Source organism: Fischerella major NIES-592 (assembly GCF_001904645.1).
GTDB classification, from domain to species: domain Bacteria; phylum Cyanobacteriota; class Cyanobacteriia; order Cyanobacteriales; family Nostocaceae; genus Fischerella; species Fischerella thermalis.
On sequence record NZ_MRCA01000008.1, the window covers coordinates 113,773 to 130,870 of the forward strand.

The 17,098-nt window shown below is 41.3% G+C and carries 16 protein-coding genes; 11 read left to right on the forward strand and 5 right to left on the reverse strand.

What is annotated here, in order from left to right:
* The first annotated feature begins 130 nt into the window (after positions 1-130).
* Positions 131-1,039 (forward strand): DUF1338 domain-containing protein, encoded by a 909-nt coding sequence (locus tag NIES592_RS15655; protein WP_062246979.1) that lies wholly within the window; start codon positions 131-133, stop codon positions 1,037-1,039.
* A 164-nt stretch (positions 1,040-1,203) separates the two neighbouring features.
* Here NIES592_RS15655 and NIES592_RS15660 read toward each other — a convergent pair whose 3' ends face one another.
* From NIES592_RS15660 to murG, 3 genes are all read right to left on the reverse strand, one after another.
* Positions 1,204-1,461, reverse strand: a complete 258-nt coding sequence (locus tag NIES592_RS15660) for a DUF6737 family protein (RefSeq protein ID WP_073556231.1) — start codon at positions 1,459-1,461, stop codon at positions 1,204-1,206.
* Between the two features lie 106 nt (positions 1,462-1,567).
* Positions 1,568-2,011 (reverse strand): hypothetical protein, encoded by a 444-nt coding sequence (locus tag NIES592_RS15665; RefSeq protein WP_062246983.1) that lies wholly within the window; start codon positions 2,009-2,011, stop codon positions 1,568-1,570.
* 60 nt (positions 2,012-2,071) lie between these two features.
* On the reverse strand, positions 2,072-3,145 hold the full coding sequence (gene murG, locus NIES592_RS15670) for an undecaprenyldiphospho-muramoylpentapeptide beta-N-acetylglucosaminyltransferase (protein WP_073556232.1): 1,074 nt from the start codon (positions 3,143-3,145) through the stop codon (positions 2,072-2,074).
* A 159-nt stretch (positions 3,146-3,304) separates the two neighbouring features.
* Here murG and NIES592_RS15675 point away from each other — a divergent pair, with 159 nt between their 5' ends.
* The 9 genes from NIES592_RS15675 to NIES592_RS15720 all read left to right on the forward strand — a co-directional run bounded on the left by NIES592_RS15675 (position 3,305) and on the right by NIES592_RS15720 (position 14,893).
* A complete protein-coding gene (locus NIES592_RS15675) occupies positions 3,305-4,117 on the forward strand; it encodes a hypothetical protein (RefSeq protein WP_062246986.1) in 813 nt (270 codons plus the stop codon).
* A 378-nt stretch (positions 4,118-4,495) separates the two neighbouring features.
* Positions 4,496-5,278, forward strand: a complete 783-nt coding sequence (locus tag NIES592_RS15680; RefSeq protein WP_062246988.1) for an SDR family oxidoreductase — start codon at positions 4,496-4,498, stop codon at positions 5,276-5,278.
* Between the two features lie 215 nt (positions 5,279-5,493).
* The gene (locus NIES592_RS15685) at positions 5,494-6,150 is read left to right on the forward strand and encodes a DUF1295 domain-containing protein (RefSeq protein WP_062246990.1); all 657 of its coding nucleotides are present in this window, start codon (positions 5,494-5,496) and stop codon (positions 6,148-6,150) included.
* Between the two features lie 366 nt (positions 6,151-6,516).
* Positions 6,517-7,548, forward strand: coding sequence for a 2-hydroxyacid dehydrogenase (locus tag NIES592_RS15695; protein WP_073556233.1), 1,032 nt, complete (start codon positions 6,517-6,519; stop codon positions 7,546-7,548).
* A 181-nt stretch (positions 7,549-7,729) separates the two neighbouring features.
* Positions 7,730-9,205: an Asp-tRNA(Asn)/Glu-tRNA(Gln) amidotransferase subunit GatB gene (gene gatB / locus NIES592_RS15700; protein WP_073556234.1), complete on the forward strand. Its 1,476-nt coding sequence runs from the start codon at positions 7,730-7,732 to the stop codon at positions 9,203-9,205.
* Positions 9,206-10,042: 837 nt separating this feature from the next.
* On the forward strand, positions 10,043-11,284 hold the full coding sequence (argJ, locus tag NIES592_RS15710; protein ID WP_062246996.1) for a bifunctional ornithine acetyltransferase/N-acetylglutamate synthase: 1,242 nt from the start codon (positions 10,043-10,045) through the stop codon (positions 11,282-11,284).
* A gap of 535 nt (positions 11,285-11,819) precedes the next feature.
* Entirely contained in the window at positions 11,820-11,999 is a 180-nt protein-coding gene (locus NIES592_RS15715; RefSeq protein ID WP_073556236.1) for a hypothetical protein, read from the forward strand.
* 435 nt (positions 12,000-12,434) lie between these two features.
* Positions 12,435-12,599, forward strand: coding sequence for a hypothetical protein (locus NIES592_RS25270; RefSeq protein WP_178379560.1), 165 nt, complete (start codon positions 12,435-12,437; stop codon positions 12,597-12,599).
* Between the two features lie 536 nt (positions 12,600-13,135).
* Positions 13,136-14,893 (forward strand): WD40 repeat domain-containing protein, encoded by a 1,758-nt coding sequence (locus NIES592_RS15720; protein WP_073556237.1) that lies wholly within the window; start codon positions 13,136-13,138, stop codon positions 14,891-14,893.
* A 60-nt stretch (positions 14,894-14,953) separates the two neighbouring features.
* Here the strand turns inward: NIES592_RS15720 and NIES592_RS25945 are convergent, their stop codons facing one another.
* Positions 14,954-15,088 carry a hypothetical protein gene (locus NIES592_RS25945; RefSeq protein WP_256678148.1) on the reverse strand — a complete coding sequence of 45 codons (135 nt, stop codon included), beginning with the start codon at positions 15,086-15,088 and terminating at the stop codon, positions 14,954-14,956.
* A gap of 95 nt (positions 15,089-15,183) precedes the next feature.
* Positions 15,184-15,438 carry a hypothetical protein gene (locus NIES592_RS15725; protein WP_009459160.1) on the reverse strand — a complete coding sequence of 85 codons (255 nt, stop codon included), beginning with the start codon at positions 15,436-15,438 and terminating at the stop codon, positions 15,184-15,186.
* Between the two features lie 139 nt (positions 15,439-15,577).
* On the opposite strand from NIES592_RS15725, the gene NIES592_RS15730 reads away from it, so the two are divergent.
* Positions 15,578-16,588, forward strand: coding sequence for a hypothetical protein (locus tag NIES592_RS15730; RefSeq protein WP_062247002.1), 1,011 nt, complete (start codon positions 15,578-15,580; stop codon positions 16,586-16,588).
* Positions 16,589-17,098 lie beyond the last annotated feature (510 nt).

Below are 17,098 nucleotides of genomic sequence, written 5' to 3' on the forward strand. Positions count from 1 at the left end.
AACACCGATGGACGCAGATAGATCATGCGTTAGTGGTTAGTGGTTAGTGGTTGGTTTTTCTTCCTTTTCCCCTTGTCTTCCTTGTCTCCCTTGTTGTCCCCCTTGTCTTGCGCAGTTCACAAAATCTGATATGAACCCTGAAATTGCTTGTCATCTATGGGAATTACTTTGGCGAGAATATAGCAGTAGGGTAAGTTATGCTCAAACCTACGCACAAATGATCACTAAAGCAGGCGGTACTGTTGCTAATGATCACATCGCCTTTCGGTCTTTACGTATGACTGTGGATAGTCCACAGGGTAAAGTCAATTTGGGAATTGAGTATTTGGGGCAAGTTGCCGAAGCTTTAGGTTATGAGGTGGCTGGAGAGTATACTTTTAGTGAAACCCATCTCTATGCTCGTCATTATCGCCATCCGCAACAAGAAGCATTTGACTTACCCAAGTTGTTTATTAGCGAGTTGATTGTAGATGAATTGCCAGAAGAGACTATTCAACTCATTCAACAAACGGTAAAAGGTGTCAATTTACTAAGTCCTTCAGCAATATTTAAGAATTTTGATGATAATACAAAACGTCTTGCCAAGGAACTGTGGAAAATTTTTACTTGCCCTTGGCAACCTCCCCGACGTTCTGTAGTAGAACAGGTGAATAAAGTCACTCAATATGGCGCTTGGGTATTATTGCACGGTTACGCTGTGAACCACTTTACAGGCTATGTGAATCGCCAAAATACCCCAGAATATCCAGACATTGATACTACCGCCCGTCGTTTGGAGAATTTAGGCGTACCGATGAAACCAGAAATTGAAGGGGATGTTGCTTGTGGTTTACGACAAACAGCAACGCAAGCAGTAACGGAGATAGTAACAGTATTGGATGAATTGACTGACACAGAAATTCAGATTCCTTGGACTTACGCCTATTATGAAATTGCCCAACGCTATATGGTGGAAGAATCAGGTAAGCAAGTATTGTTTGATGCTTTTTTAGGCAGAAATGCCCAACAATTGTTTGAAATGACTCGAATTAATAACTAGTTTGTTGTTTATAGTAAACATACCAATTACCAGCCAACCACCCACGGAAAATCCATCTGTGTCATCTGTGTTTATCGGTGTTCATCTGTGGTCGATTTCTAAAAAAACGATTTTTTACCAGATGCAATCTTCCTTGCATTCTCTATATCAATTTACATCAGATGTCAATTTTGCTCTGGGATTTCATCGTCTGATAATTGATACGACTCCAAAATGCCACTGCGAATTATTAATTGTGGCCAGATTAATAAGAAAAAACCCATCCATGTCAGCACAGGAATGGCAATTAGAACTGTTAGCCAAACTGTCTTGAATATTATCCAGCTTGCACTAATTAGCAGTATACCTGTGAGCAAGATAGACCAAGGCTGACACCACCAAGGTTTGAATTTCCAAGGACTTATAGATTTGCGTTCAGACATTTGCTTCAGTTCTCAGTTCGGTAAGACTGGGAATTCAGGCGTTGCTGGTAATGGGGAATGGGGAAGAAAACTACCAATTACCAATTACCAATTACCAATCACTGATTTAATTGGGTTTCCATTTTTCTAAGGATACGTATTCATTCTGGATGATATCTAAAACTTGGATATCACCACTCGGACTTAAGACACGAAACCAATAAATCGTGTCAATGTAATCTACATGATTTTCATATACTTGAACTGTGTAGTAAGGTGCTTCTGGAGTCGGAGAACCATCAACCATCGCTGCAACACGTATTTTTCCCTTTGATAGTCTTTCGATTTCTCTGGCTTTACGTTGTACTTGTGGCAGTTTCCAAACTAAATTGAGGGCTGTTTTTTCGTCAATGGCTTGAGTAGCCTGAGAAATCTTGATAGGTTGAGGGGGTTTTTGCTTAATCTGAAAATGTTTACTGTGATTCTGAGCAATGGTTGAATTACACGTTAACCCGATGAGCAAGGAAGCCATAAAAGGATAACATAGCGATCGCTTGATGAAGCTACCCATAAGCACAGTTGTTTGCTGTTGTTAAAAGTTGGTTTTAATTCGTAACATTTCTATTTTCCTCTATTTTTCTACTATTTCCCGCACTAACTGGGCTAATTTCTCTGCACTATCAGCAGGTGCAATAGTTTTAGCTTTTTCTCCCATTGCTTTTAACTCTTGTGGTGACTGTAACAATCGCAAAACTTCTGTTTGCAATTTCTCAGCTGTCAATTCTTTTTGTTGAAACATCAATGCTGCACCCACTGAAGTGAATACTTGGGCATTATAGGTTTGATGATCTTCCGCTGCAAACGGATAAGGAATTAAAATTGCAGGTGTGCCGCACACTGCTAATTCTGTTAAACTACCTGCACCAGAACGACTGATGGCTAAATTTGCCCGTTGCAGTAACGCCGCCATGTTGTTATGAAAGGGCAGAGAAATATACTGCGGATGTTTTAAATTTTCTGCATCTGGATCTTTATCTCCAGTCAAATGCACAACCCAAGCACCAGCATCAAACCAAGCTGTTGCACACTCACGCACCAACTTGTTAACAGCGACTGCGCCTTGACTACCACCAAAGACGACGATGACAGGTACATTCTCTGGAATACCTAAATCTAGTGATGAGGCGACACCCGGTTCTAAAAATTCCGAACGTACCGGAGTACTAGTGTAAATCGTCTGGGCGCGGGGTAAATACTTCGCAGCAACTGCAAATCCTAATGCTACTGCATTGCACCAAGGTCCGAAAAAGCGGGTGACTTTTCCTGGGAAAGCATTTGCTTCGTGGAGAATCACGGGTATCCCTAGCGATCGCGCCGCAATCACCGCCGGTCCAGCAATATATCCTCCTGTGGTAAATACTCCCTGAAATTGACCATTTTGTAAAATCTTTCTAACTTTAAGAACGGAACCGACAAGTTTACCTAACGTCAGTAGCGATGATATACCAAAACCTTTTTGAAATCCTTCAACAGAAATAGTATTCAATTTATACTGTTGGGGGACAAGCTGAGTTTCTAGCCGATTGGGTACACCTAACCATTCGATTTGATAATCTGGCAATTTTTGCGCCAATGCGATCGCTGGAAATAAGTGTCCACCAGTTCCACTTGCTGCTATCAATAACTTTGTTGCTGCGTCTACCATCTACCCACTACCATGTCAACGCTTAGTTTCACTAAGATAAAACAATTTCCCTACCTTGTTGTAAACTGTTTCGGAAATTAATCTGCAACAGCTTTACATTCATGGGTTTGATTTTAAGATGGAAATTTCTTTTGTAATCAAACTACCAACCTAATACCAATGCGTAGACTGATTCTCCTACTCTCCAAACGCCAATCACGCTTTGCATCCAGCCGTTGGCTAATTTTGCTCCTACTCACTCTCGGTTTTACTGCTGGTTGGAAATGCGCCCAAGCCAGTGCGCCAACAAACGCACCCCCTGAACTCAAAAACCTCTTGACGCAAATTGATACAGCAGCAAACCAGCGTAATGTCAAAGCGGTAATGCAATTCTACAGCCCCAGTTTCAAGCATGGGGATGGATTAAACTATCAAACCATGGAACAAGCTTTGAATGCGCTTTGGAAACAATATCCCCAGCTGAGATACAGTACACAATTGCAATCGTGGAAACCTCAAGGTAATGTGATCATCGCCGACACAGTCACAAAAATAACCAGCCTACCTTCCCCAAACAATAATAACATGGCTCTATCAGCCACAATTACCTCACGACAGCAAGTTTCTGGGGGAAAAATCCTTCGTCAAGACATTTTGTCCGAACGTACCCAAGTTACTTCTGGCAGTAAACCACCCCAAATTGATTTTAAATTGCCACAACAGGTAACAATCGGTCAGCAATATAACTTTGATGCGATCGTCCAAGAACCCTTAGGTGAAGATTATATTTTGGGAACAGCTTTGGAAGAACCAATCCAAGCAAACAAATATCTCAGCCCTACACCCGTAGATTTAGAATTACTTTCATCTGGTGGACTTTTCAAAATTGGTAAAGCACCCATGACTCCTGGTAGTCAATGGGTATCGGCGGTGATTATGCGCGGAGATGGTATGACAATGATCACTCAACGAATGCAAGTGGTGAAAAAATAATTAGTCCATTGTCAATGGTCAATTGTCCAGAGTTTTTACCAATGACCATTGACACATGACACCAGTCCTTTCAACGTGGATAAAAAATCTGGCGTTGCTCAATCTGGTCATGAATTATGTTTGTATACATTTTTGTAGAGACGTAGCATTGCTACGTCTCTACATATCCGTGAATTGTAAATTCATATCTTGATTCAGCAATGCCAAAAATCTGCTTTCATTACCCAGTTTTTCCAGATTCGACTTGGTGTCTTAGTGTCTTGGTGGTTAATAAAGATTTATTTTTTCACCACAAAGACACCAAGACACGAAGAAAACTTATTGCTTAGGTTTACAAAACCAAAGAACTAACCCTTGACCCTTGACAATTGACCAAAAATGCTTTCTCTACAAAATCAAATCGTTCTGATTACCGGCGCCAGTAGTGGTATTGGTGCTGCTTGTGCGACAGTATTCGCTAGTGCTGGGGCAAAATTGATTTTAGCAGCGCGACGTCAGGAACGTTTGCAAGAGTTGGCAGATAGTCTTGTCGAAAAGTACCACAGCACATCTGAACAGATACATTTATTACAGTTAGATGTACGCGATCGCTCTGCTGTAGAATCTGCTATTTCTAGTCTTCCCCCTGCTTGGTCAGAGATTGATATTCTCATCAATAATGCTGGTTTAAGTCGTGGTTTAGATAAACTGCATGAGGGCGAATTTGCAGATTGGGAAGAGATGATTGATACCAATATCAAGGGTTTACTTTACCTCACCCGCTATGTTGTACCTGGGATGGTAAGTCGCGATCGCGGTCATGTGATCAATATTGGTTCGATCGCTGGCTATCAAACTTATCCTGGTGGTAATGTTTACTGTGGTACAAAAGCCGCAGTCAGAGCGATTTCTGAAGGTTTAAAACAAGATTTGTTGGGAACTTCGGTGAAAGTCAGTTCTGTTGATCCCGGTATGGTAGAAACGGAATTTAGCGAAGTGCGCTTTCATGGTAATACAGAACGTGCCAACCAAGTTTACCAAGGAGTAACTCCCCTCACCGCCGCAGATGTCGCTGATGTAGTGTTTTTCTGTGCCACCCGACCATCCCATGTCAATATTAATCAAGTAATCTTGATGCCTGTTGACCAAGCTAGCACAATACTTGTAAATCGTCGTAGATGATCAAAAGGAATCGGGGATCGAGACTGACTTGAAAGTAACCTCACCCCATCCTATCGGACACCCCTCTCCTTACCAAGGAGAGGGGAACTCGGGGTCCCCACTCCCTTGGGGGAGTGGGGATTAGGGGTAGGGGGTGAGGTTTTTCATGACAAAGCTCGTGAAGCTTGTTTCATCGAGACTGCCTTCTGAATTAAGATAACTGGATTGTTATACTCATGGAAAATACTGCTAACGCGGAAAAATCAGGATTGACAGCATTGACGGCGATTAACATAGCCAAGGTTTTGACTATTGTCTTGTTACTAATTTATAGCTTTGTTTTTGGTATCCAAGACTTCCGACAAGTAATATATCTGTGTCTGCATGTCAGCTACTGTCTCTGGTGGTTGCTGGAACAGTGGCTTTTCCCCCAACGGCGACAGATATTTAGTGAACCTGTAGGGATTGGTGGGTTAATCTTGTCCCTCTTATTTGTCGGTGCTTTTTATTCATTACCAGGATACCTAGCATTTACTAATCCTGTTCCCTTATCAGCGATCGCTACTGCTGTCGCATTACCTTTATACATCTTTGGCACTCTTATCAACGCCACCGCCGATATCCAAAAACTGACAGCCAAGCAATACGGTGCAGAATTAGTTCGTGACGAAATCTGGCGCTTTTCCCGCAACATCAATTACTTTGGTGATTTGTTGCGGTATCTGAGTTTTGCAGTTGTAGCTGGTTCTGTTTGGGCTTATTTAGTTCCAGCAGTGATATTAATTATTTATTTGCAGCGTATTTCTCAAAAAGAACAGTCTATGTCTGTCAAGTATACAAACTATGCTGATTATCAGAAATCTAGTAGTCGTTTAATTCCGTTTGTTTGGTAATAATGACCAACCATATCATGTCCGTTTGAAGACTTATTATATCTGTGAAGGTCGGTAATTGGTAATGGGTAATTAGGTAATGGGAAAAACCAAGTAGTTGGAAGTGAGAATTTTTGAGTTTCAAACGAGAATGTTGAGGTTTGAAGGGAGAATATTGAGGATTTGCGGGTGTAATTGCAGCCAAAAATTGTTCCAGTCGATGATTATGGGGATTTGTATGAGTGTTTGGGAAGCGATCGCTCAAAATTTCCCAATCAAAAATCTAAAATGGTATTAATTGGTTTATTTGCTCTTGTGTACACTCTCGTAATAGTAGAGAATCATTGCAGCTGAAAATTTAGGTATTGAGTTCGTCCGATAATTTTTATGAGAGTTGCAGTTTTCAGCACCAAGTCTTATGACCGCGAATTTTTGGATGCAGCAAATGCAACAGCCCAAGCAAATCATGAGTTGGTTTACTTTGACACTAGACTCAACCCGAAAACAGCTTCTCTGGCGGCTGATTTTCCAGCAGTTTGCGCTTTTGTCAATGATGATGTGGGTACTGAAACCTTAAAAATTTTGGCTGCACAGGGTACTCGTTTTATAGCACTACGTTCTACTGGTTTCAACAATGTAGACCTAAAAACAGCCGCAGAATTGGGAATTAAGGTAGCACGAGTCACGGTTTACTCTCCCTTTTCTGTGGCGGAACATGCTGTTGGTTTGGTTTTGATGTTGAATCGCCGCCTGTATCGCGCTTACAACCGAGTGCGGGATGATAATTTTTCCCTAGAAGGGCTACTAGGCTTCGATTTGCATGGTAGCACCGTCGGCATTATTGGTACAGGCAAAATCGGGATGATTTTTGCTCAAATTATGCAGGGATTTGGCTGTCATTTGCTGGGGTATGATGTATATCCCAATCCCAAATTTGAGGCGATCGCTAATGCGCGTTATGTAGAATTACCAGAGTTATTCGCCAAAGCAGATATTATTTCCTTACACTGTCCTCTTACACCCGAAACCTATCATTTAATTGATGCAAATGCGATCGCTCAAATGAAACCTGGTATGATGCTGATTAACACTAGTCGAGGTGGGCTAATAGATACCACAGCAGTAATTGAGGGTATCAAATCTGGCCAGATTGGTCACTTGGGTATTGATGTTTACGAACAAGAAGATGAACTCTTTTTTAGAGATTTATCTGATACTGTGATTCAGGACGACGCTTTTCAACTGTTGCAATCATTTTCTAATGTTGTAATTACAGCCCATCAAGCATTTTTTACCCGTAATGCTTTAACTGATATCTCCACTACCACAATCTCCAACATCACGGATTTTGAGCAGGGTCATCCCCTAAAAAATGAAATTTCCTATCAGCCTCTAGTTTCTACCGCTACTTCTAGTTAAGCCAATTAGATCAACCTTTACCTGTTTATTAATACACAAATTTAGTCTTGCCATGCCAGTAGGGTGCGTTATTGCTTCAGCCTTACACACCCTACACCTATCTAAATAACCGTATTCAAGCACTGTCCATCCCAGTCTAAAATAGTAGCCTGAACAAGAATTAACCATAATTTGTGTTTTTATGACTGCTGCTACAACAGTAAAAACAGAGTACGAAGCAATAATTGGTCTAGAAACCCATTGTCAGCTGAATACCAAAACAAAAATTTTCTCTAGTAGTTCCACAAAATTCGGAGCTGACCCCAATACTAATATTGACCCTGTTTGCATGGGTTTGCCAGGGGTTTTACCTGTACTCAACGAAAAAGTTTTAGAATACGCCGTCAAAGCCGGTTTAGCACTCAACTGTCAAATTGCCAAATACAGCAAGTTTGATCGCAAACAATATTTTTATCCTGACCTTCCCAAAAATTACCAAATTTCTCAATATGATCTACCCATTGCCGAACACGGTTGGTTAGAAATTGAGTTAGTAGACCAAGATGGAAACCCCATCCGTAAAAAAATTGGTATCACCCGTCTGCACATGGAAGAAGATGCAGGAAAATTAGTACACGCCGGTAGCGATCGCCTGTCTGGTTCTTCCTATTCTTTGGTAGACTACAACCGTGCTGGTGTCCCTTTGGTAGAAATTGTCTCAGAACCAGATTTACGTTCTGGACAAGAAGCTGCGGAATACGCCCAAGAATTACGCCGGATCATGCGTTATCTCGGTGTCAGTGATGGCAATATGCAAGAAGGTTCACTGCGTTGTGATGTAAATATTTCTGTGCGTCCCGTCGGTCAACAAAAGTTTGGCACGAAAGTAGAAATTAAAAACATGAACTCGTTCAACGCCATCCAAAAGGCGATTGAATATGAAATTGAACGACAAATCGCAGCCATAGAAGCCGGTGAACGCATTATTCAAGAAACACGCTTGTGGGAAGAAAGCACTCAACGCACAATTAGTATGCGAACTAAAGAAGGTTCTAGCGATTACCGCTACTTCCCAGAACCAGATTTAGCACCCATTGAAGTCTCAGAAGAACAATTACTACAATGGCGAAATGAATTACCGGAACTACCAGCCGAAAAACGCCGTCGCTACGAAGATGAGTTGGGACTTTCAACTTATGATGCGCGAGTTTTGACAGAGGAACGTGCTACTGCTGAGTATTTTGAAGCGGCGATCGCTAGCGGTGCAAACCCCAAAGCAGCTGCAAACTGGATTACTCAAGATATCGCTGCTTACCTCAACAAAAATAAACTCAGTATTACCGAAATTGCTCTTACACCTACCAATCTCGCTGATGTCATCAGTCGGATTGAAAAAGGCAAAATTAGCAACGCCCAAGCTAAAGAAAAATTGCCCGATTTACTAAGTGGTGTTGCTCCCGAAAAAGCTTTTGCAGGTCAAGAGTTAATCACTGACCCCAATGTTTTAGAACCCATCATTGATGAAGTGATTGCTGCAAACCCCAAAGAATTAGAGAAGTACCGCAACGGTAACGTCAATCTCAAAGGTTTCTTTGTCGGACAAGTCCTGAAAAAGACCAACAAACGCGCTGACCCCAAGCTGACTAACCAATTGGTAGAGAAGAAGTTGAATGCTTAGGGATTGGGGAGATGGGAAGATGGGGAGATGGGGAGATGGGGAGATGGGGAGTAATGTAGAGACGCGCCATGGCGCGTCTGGGAGTGTGAGGAGTGTGAGGAGTGTAATATTTCCCTTGTCTCCCTTGTCTCCCGTGTCCCCCTTGTCTCCCGTGTCCCCGATCCCTTTCCTCCAGATACTTTTACAATTTTTTAATAAATCAATTCAAAAAGGGGTGTCACCCCTCATGCCTATAATGCTATACTGTGCTAGTTAGATGCACCCTGATGATCTGGAGAGCTGCCCAAGTGGCTCTCTCTTTTTTTTATGATTAATTTTTACTCAGGTTATTTACTGGGTATCTTTGAAGAATTAAAATGGCAAAACAAACTGTTGTTCTCCCCAATAGTGCATTTACGGAGATTTTTCAGGAAATTTTGATAAAAAACTCAGTAGGGGGTGTTGCCCCACATCCCAGATATGATATATTGTGATAAGTAGATGCACCCTGATGATCTGGAGAGCTGCCCAAAAGGCTCTCTTTTTTTATTTGTTGCGATCGCAGTACGATTTAGCAACCATCAACACAAAATATTTTTCCTTATTACCTTTGCTACATCCAGTCGTTTAACTAGAAACAAAACAAGTTTATTGAGGTGTATTGCCCCTCACCCCAAACATGGTATACTATGCTATATAGATGCACCCTGATGATCTGGAGAGCTGCCCAAGTGGCTCTCTCTTTTTTTTGGTTAGTTGTTGGTGGTTGGTGGTTGTTTGCAATAAGTAACAACCAACAAACAACAAAAGCTTGATATAATCGCCAGTCAACCGGGTAATAGTTGCAAGGGGAAAATCATGGCAGACTGGCATGAAATTACTGGTGGTGTGACTGCACCGAGAGGATATCAGGCAGCTGGGATTAAGGCAGGATTAAAATCTTCGGGGTTGCCAGATTTGGCATTGATTGTATCAGATGTAGAAGCGATCGCCGCCGGAGTATTCACAACCTCTCAAGTGAGGGCGGCGTGTGTAGATTATTGTCGCCAACGTCTACAAGTTAAGCACAGCGCCCGTGCTATTCTCTGCAACGCCGGACAAGCAAATGCTGCTACAGGTGAGCAAGGCTGGCTAGATACCTTAGAATCTGCAATGGCGATCGCTCAAGCCTTGAATATCTCCAGTGACTCTGTGCTACTGGCTTCGACTGGGGTAATTGGTCAGCGCATACCGATGAATAAACTCAAAGCCGCAATTCCCCAACTAGTCGCAGCACTATCAGAAACTGGTTCCGATGCTGCCGCAGGTGCAATTATTACTACAGACTTAGTGCCAAAATCAATCGCCCTAGAAACAACTATCAGCGATCGCCCAGTCAGAATTGGTGGTATTGCCAAAGGTTCTGGCATGATCCATCCAAATATGGCCACAATGCTAGCATTTGTCACCTGTGATGCCGCCGTTTCTCCTCATCTTTGGCAGCAAATGTTAACTAGAGCAGCAGATAAAAGTTTTAATGCGATTACTGTTGATGGCGATACGAGTACTAATGATAGTTTAATCGCCCTTGCCAATGGTGAATCCCGCACCCCAGCAATTACCGAAATGGGACACGAAGCCGAAAAATTAGAAGCGATGTTAACAGCAGTATGCCAGCATTTAGCAAAAGCGATCGCTCGTGATGGTGAAGGTGCAACTTGTTTGATAGAAGTACAAGTCACTGGCACACAGGATGAACAAGCAGCACGTCAAATTGCCAAAACTATTGCAGGCTCATCTTTAGTCAAATCTGCGATTTTTGGCCGTGATCCTAACTGGGGACGCATTGCTGCTGCTGCGGGACGTGCAGGTGTGCCTTTTGAACAAGAGAACCTTAAAATTCAGTTAGGGAATTTTTTAATGATGGAAAATGGTCAACCCCTAGCTTTTGATCGCAAAGCAGCAAGTGAATATCTACAAAAAGCAGCTGCGGGTGCGTATCTCCAGGAAGATACTGTGTTAATTTCTGTAAGTGTTGGTAACGGTCATGCTTCCAGTAAAGCTTGGGGTTGTGATTTAAGTTATGACTATGTGAAAATTAACGCTGAATATACTACTTGAAGATTGGGATTTGTTTCAGTTGCAACCCTCATTGTGGTAAAATTGGAGGATATTTTTATGTTTCAATTCTGATGTTAATTTTAAGCGCGAAGTTTATTTCAGCGCTTAACAAGTGTGGAATTCGTTTTAATTCTTGGCGTTGCACATATTAGGGATAAAGATTGAACCACTAAGTCACGAAGACACCAAGAATAAAATTTTATTTTGTAATAGTAAATACATTCATCCCGTAAATATGCAACGCCCAATCCCTAATAGGGATTTGTGTTAGTTGCAACGGCAGATTGTAATATTTTCTTTTGAGCGATCGCAGTGTCAAGGGTGGGCCGGAAAAATCATCTCAAAAGCTTGACTGGTGAGAGTTTTAGACATTGCGCCAATCTCTGATGAGATGTGAGGAGTTCAAACCCAGAACTGACAAAGCTTTCAAGTATAAAATGTTCCTCTGTGTGTCAAACACCTACAGGTTGGCGCAATTACAGAAACTCAATATTTCCCATTGATGATCATTAATTACGCCTGATGTGAATTGAATATGGAGACGCAATATTCCTTGCGCCTGGTAAAAAACGTTTTTTTAGAAATCGACCACCGATACACACCGATAAACACAGATAACACAGATGGATCTTTCATGGGTGGTTGGATGGTTATTGGTTTGTTGAGTATTTCCCATGATCTATTAGCGCCTTTGTTAATTCACATTAGACGTTAATTATTATCTGATTAAAAAAGCTTTGAAGTTCGCTTTCTGCCAAAATGCCAATTGCTAGGTCAGTGATCCTGTTATTTTCACTCGTTTTTGTAGATGATATTAGATAGATCATTAGGGAGCATCTTATGAAAATTCAAGCGTTTGGGCAGTATGTGGCTAATATCGATAGTGATGGCCGTGGCAGTGGCAGATAAAAAGACTATCAATAATTGGGATGATTTTAAGGCGTTGCATAATTTTGGGATGATAGCGGATAAAATCGCACCCCATCGATTTTGTGGAGACGTTGCAGTGCAATGTCTCTACATATTTTGACAAATTACTGTTGATGATTTTCGTCCCTTCGAGGCTGTAACCCCATTTTAAGAAATTTTTTGTTAACAACTCGATTATATAAGTTCTGAGGCTAATTGCTTACAATATTATGCTTCGCTGTTGGTTATTGGGCATTGGAAAATTATCAGTATCTTAATTACTCATTACCAATTACCCATTACCTACATGGTCGAGATTGCTTTTCATAATCTCAATCGCAAAATGCGATCGCACACCTTTTTTAGCAATATGACGTTTGAGGTAAATATATGCGATCGCGTCTAACTCGCCATTTTCCTCAGCAACTGCTTCTGCGCGAACAGTATTTTCTTTTCCTGGTTCGTTAGAATAAACTGCTATCAGCTAATTTATTCAGTCTGAATTTGTCACCTACGATATCAATATCTGGTGAGTAGTTGTGTCTGTCCATGCATTCCAATAATATGATTGACTAGTTGTTGAACTGTTGGATCTGTATAGCCTAACGTAAATATGCAGTAGCTTTTTGATGAATTATCAGGAAGATGTCTGTGTCCAAATTGACAGATTAAAATTTAACCTTTAAGGGGTGCTATATACCAAGCTTGAATTAAGTTACCTGGAGATACAAATCGTGATTATTTCGGCGGGGAAAATTAACTTGATTGATAAAATCAAGTTATTAGATTCATGGAAAAATAACAAAAAATCTATTTTAAATTCCATAGCTTTACTTATGGAACTTGCTCATTTATGACTTATTCTTCCTTCTAATTTTATTAAATTCTCTGCACAACTAATTGCTGGCGCTATAAGGTTGCAGTACCCTTGCGAGGTTTTCGATGGATTGGATTAGCTTACTCAAAGCTCAACAAGCTGATTTCCTTCAACGGGTGAAAAAAACCAGGACTCATAATGTATCTTTGCTGGAAACTCAAGTCAGAGGTTGCCACACTGAAATCATGGCATTTTCAGGCGAAGCACTGGAAAAAATGTTGACAGTTGCTTGTCAACAAGCAGAAATTCTTGGTAAAAATCCACCTCCTACACCACCTGATTATCCAGAATTTTCCGATTGGAATATACCCTTTTCAGCATACTTTCAGCAGCAAGTAGAAGACTATATCTTGCGAGAGCAAATTGTGGATCAAGTCATGTCTCAACGCTTGGGTAAGTCTGTGAAAAAATTACCACAAGATGCTGTAAAAAGTATGGTTTTAGATGATGAAGGAAATTTACGTGGTGAAAGTAAATTTCCTTATTTATTGGTAGATAATCCCAGAAAGAAAATTCTGGTTTGTGTGGCTGATGGAGAAAGTTTTAATGGTATAAAAAAAGATAAAATTAAATGGTCAGTCACTCAAGAAGATTTAAGAGATTACAGTGTATTAATTTTTGTCTGTTTGTTTTATCCATTTCATGGTGAAAGAGGTTACGAGAAACAAGCGATAGTTACTGGTTTTTTACCAACAAATCAAATTGAATTTAGTGAACCAAAAATTTATGTATCTCCCAGTCACTTGTTGTATGCGGGTGGATTGAGTTGGTATTTAGCAACAGGAATTAGCAAACAAGATACGCCGTCGTTATTTGATGAAATGTTTGTGGTAGAAAAAACTCAAACTGTGCCACCCGAACATCCTCTCAAAGGCGTAATCGGTGATTGGGAATGTTGGCAAACACTCAAAGGGCATAGTAGAGGCATAAACTGTCTTGCCTTCTATCCAGGAAGTGAAAAAAGTGGCAATTCTACTTTAGTAGCCAGTGGAAGTCGCGGAGAAACAAAATTATGGGATTTGACAAAGGGAGAACTAGTAGGTACCTTATCTGAGCATCCCTGGATGTTATCTGGACTAGTAGATGAAGTAAATGCCCTTGCTTTCAGTCCAGACGGTCATACTTTGGTAAGTGCAGGTGCAGATTCCACGATCAAAATGTGGCATGTCGGCGCTAGGGATTTGATCGATATTCTGCACAAACACAATGGCATGGTGCGCTGCGTTACTTTTACTCCAGATGGACGCCTGTTAGCAACAGGAGGAGACGACAGAACAATTTGCTTTTGGGACTTAATGCAACGCCGCGTTATAGTTGCCCTCTCTTTAGATGATACTGCTGCTCATTCTCTAGCTTTGAGCCCAGACGGAGAAATTTTAGTTACAGGCAGTTACCGCAAAATTAAGGTATGGCGAGTTTGCCAACAAGAGGGTAAGACTCCCAATGCTCAATTGTTAAATACTCTGACAGGCCATAGTCATATTGTTTGTTCTTTAGCGATGAGTAGCGATCGCCAAATTCTTGTCAGTGGGAGTCGGGATAAAACCATTAAAGTTTGGCAACTAGAGACAGGGGAATTGTTGCATACTCTCAAAGGACATAGAGATGGAGTTTATGCGATCGCCCTTAGTCCCGATGGACAAATTATTGCCAGTGGTAGTGCTGACAAAACGATTAAACTATGGCACTTACAAACGGGTGAATTACTAGGTACCTTTACTGGGCATCTGCACACAGTAACGGCAGTAGCATTTACTACTTCTGGAGAAATTTTAGTAAGTGGGAGTTTGGATAAGACGATTAAAATTTGGCAACGAAGTTGAACGAGAAGGGGGAAATTAGACAGATGCATCAGCCTTGGAATTTATTCCAAGGCTGGTCTATTATGCCCTGACGGATTGAGCAGATGTTGGCATCATGGATGAATTAATCGGAATCCCTAAGCCTTCTGCCACACGACGACCGTAATTTATAATAGTCGCCGCCCGCGATCGCTTCAAACAAATCGCGGGTTCCATGCATGGTCTGGGTCTTTTCTTTTAACCCGAAGTGCGATCACCCGCTGCCTCAAAATTTGGCTTAGATTTGAGCCTGGGAGATTCAGCCTGTTCTCTCAGGCGGCTAATTCCCCCAATCGCTTATCCACCTCACCTTTGACCTGGGAAATCGCCGCTTCTACTTCCTGTCTCACCATCTCTCTGATATCTACACTCGTAGACACTGTAGACGCAGGTGTGGACGTGCCAAGAATACCCCTGAGCAACCTAGCCGCAGTTTGGTTTAGTGACTCATCCTCGGAAATTTGCAACGCTGACAGTGCTTGAATTTCGAGTTCACTTAGCCGAAACGAGATTACTTTACTAGCCATTGTGTAGACTTATGTATACGTAATTGTATACATAGTAAAGTCTTGTCTACAAAATGTCTACGTTTTTGTAGACAATGTTGTAGACAATTTGTAGACAATAAAATAGAATAATTAGCGATTTCACAAAAGAACAACTATTATGGCTATGGCATTTGCCGAACCCAACCCTAATGAGCCTAATAATCCTGAGTTGCATTCCTCAGCGGATTTTGGGCAAGCAGGGCAACAGGAAAAAACTTCCCTAAGCTCCCCAGATCAATCTCTACAAAATTCCCCGACTTCAGATGAGGCTGCTTCTTTGCTGCAAAGCCTATCTGAGGATGAGCCAGTTAATCAGGATGCTGAGTCACAAATAGATATTGAAGATCCAGGAGCGATATTTCAAGCTGTTGGGATAATTACTGGGGAAGTTAACTTAACTGAGGACGGTAAAAGCACTGTTACTATCGGTCGTTCTCAATACCCACTTTTCTATGTTCCCCGCAAACGCAAAGTATTTGAAGCTCTTCAAAAAGAAATAGAAGCAACAGGAAACCGCAATCAACGTTTAGTTGTTTATCCAAAAGCAATTCATTTTCCACGCAAAGAGCAACCGCATCGCATCGCTTTTCAGCTAGTTGGCTTTGACAGAGGGCGAGTTGAAGAAGCAGTTTCAGGAGAGCTACTAGACCTAGAGTTTAAATTCTCAGGACTATGGCAGTTTATTCCTGTTTGTTCTACTCCTTGCATTTCCGTGTTCCGCAACTTTACTCACGAAAGACTGGAATATATTAAGCAAGCCGAACCTGCCCAAAAAGTAAAATTTATGAAGGCTAGCCATTTACCCTTGCTTTGGAAAGATGCGCCAGTCAGACCCTTTAGATTTAATCCCAAAGCTGCTAAAGAAGACCAAGGCCACCCGGCCTTTGTCACCCTCAAAGCGAAATTTCTGCCAGGGCGTGATGTCTTCGGTTTTGTAGCACTATTAGCTCCACCCCAAGAAACTCCACCCAAATTTCTCAAAGCATCCAAGAAGGATAAAGCTACAGTTCAGCAAGCATCTAAGAAAGACAGACCTAGAGTACAGCAAGCACCTAAACCTAAAAAGGATAATTTCGAGCGCAGCCATCCTCAGCAAAAACCAATTTTGAAGAAAAAACTAGAGTTGTGAAAAAATCTTTATCAAAGTTTCGCTCGTTGACTGATACTTCTTTGATGGAACAAGAAAATCAAATGACTGCGAGATGTAAAGGTATAAACAAGTTCTAGAATGTCACCAAAAAGTAACTTAACTACCCATTTAATGAGCGATGATAGACCGATGAATATAATGCCCAGAATTTTGCCTCAGGAACATTAGTATTCATCACTTATAGATTAAATAGCAACTAAATACCAATTGGAAAAATGATTGCGACAGATGGATAACTCCAAAGCTTATCCAGTAAATGTTTCACAATCTAAAATCCAATTTAGGGTATAACCACTGTCGTCATTGCAATTTCAAAGTTTTAGACAATTAGTAATGACCGACAAATACGACCTACTTTGCCAACGCAAGCTTAGAGCGCGTAGCTATGGCTAGTGTTGATGTTGTTTCGTGTATAGTAGAAAGATTTTATCCCTTTCTCCTTTGAGCTTTTTGCGACTTCTACAAAAAGTTTGATCGGCGATCGCTGAT

What these genes read in the sequence shown, in the direction of transcription:
- NIES592_RS15655 (WP_062246979.1), top strand. Translation starts at nt 131, where the DNA reads ATGAACCCTGAAATTGCTTGTCATCTATGGGAATTACTTTGGCGAGAA.
- NIES592_RS15660 (WP_073556231.1), bottom strand. Translation starts at nt 1,461, where the DNA reads ATGTCTGAACGCAAATCTATAAGTCCTTGGAAATTCAAACCTTGGTGG.
- NIES592_RS15665 (WP_062246983.1), bottom strand. Translation starts at nt 2,011, where the DNA reads ATGGGTAGCTTCATCAAGCGATCGCTATGTTATCCTTTTATGGCTTCC.
- murG (WP_073556232.1), bottom strand. Translation starts at nt 3,145, where the DNA reads ATGGTAGACGCAGCAACAAAGTTATTGATAGCAGCAAGTGGAACTGGT.
- NIES592_RS15675 (WP_062246986.1), top strand. Translation starts at nt 3,305, where the DNA reads ATGCGTAGACTGATTCTCCTACTCTCCAAACGCCAATCACGCTTTGCA.
- NIES592_RS15680 (WP_062246988.1), top strand. Translation starts at nt 4,496, where the DNA reads ATGCTTTCTCTACAAAATCAAATCGTTCTGATTACCGGCGCCAGTAGT.
- NIES592_RS15685 (WP_062246990.1), top strand. Translation starts at nt 5,494, where the DNA reads ATGGAAAATACTGCTAACGCGGAAAAATCAGGATTGACAGCATTGACG.
- NIES592_RS15695 (WP_073556233.1), top strand. Translation starts at nt 6,517, where the DNA reads ATGAGAGTTGCAGTTTTCAGCACCAAGTCTTATGACCGCGAATTTTTG.
- gatB (WP_073556234.1), top strand. Translation starts at nt 7,730, where the DNA reads ATGACTGCTGCTACAACAGTAAAAACAGAGTACGAAGCAATAATTGGT.
- argJ (WP_062246996.1), top strand. Translation starts at nt 10,043, where the DNA reads ATGGCAGACTGGCATGAAATTACTGGTGGTGTGACTGCACCGAGAGGA.
- NIES592_RS15715 (WP_073556236.1), top strand. Translation starts at nt 11,820, where the DNA reads ATGGAGACGCAATATTCCTTGCGCCTGGTAAAAAACGTTTTTTTAGAA.
- NIES592_RS15720 (WP_073556237.1), top strand. Translation starts at nt 13,136, where the DNA reads ATGGATTGGATTAGCTTACTCAAAGCTCAACAAGCTGATTTCCTTCAA.
- NIES592_RS25945 (WP_256678148.1), bottom strand. Translation starts at nt 15,088, where the DNA reads ATGGAACCCGCGATTTGTTTGAAGCGATCGCGGGCGGCGACTATTATA.
- NIES592_RS15725 (WP_009459160.1), bottom strand. Translation starts at nt 15,438, where the DNA reads ATGGCTAGTAAAGTAATCTCGTTTCGGCTAAGTGAACTCGAAATTCAA.
- NIES592_RS15730 (WP_062247002.1), top strand. Translation starts at nt 15,578, where the DNA reads ATGGCTATGGCATTTGCCGAACCCAACCCTAATGAGCCTAATAATCCT.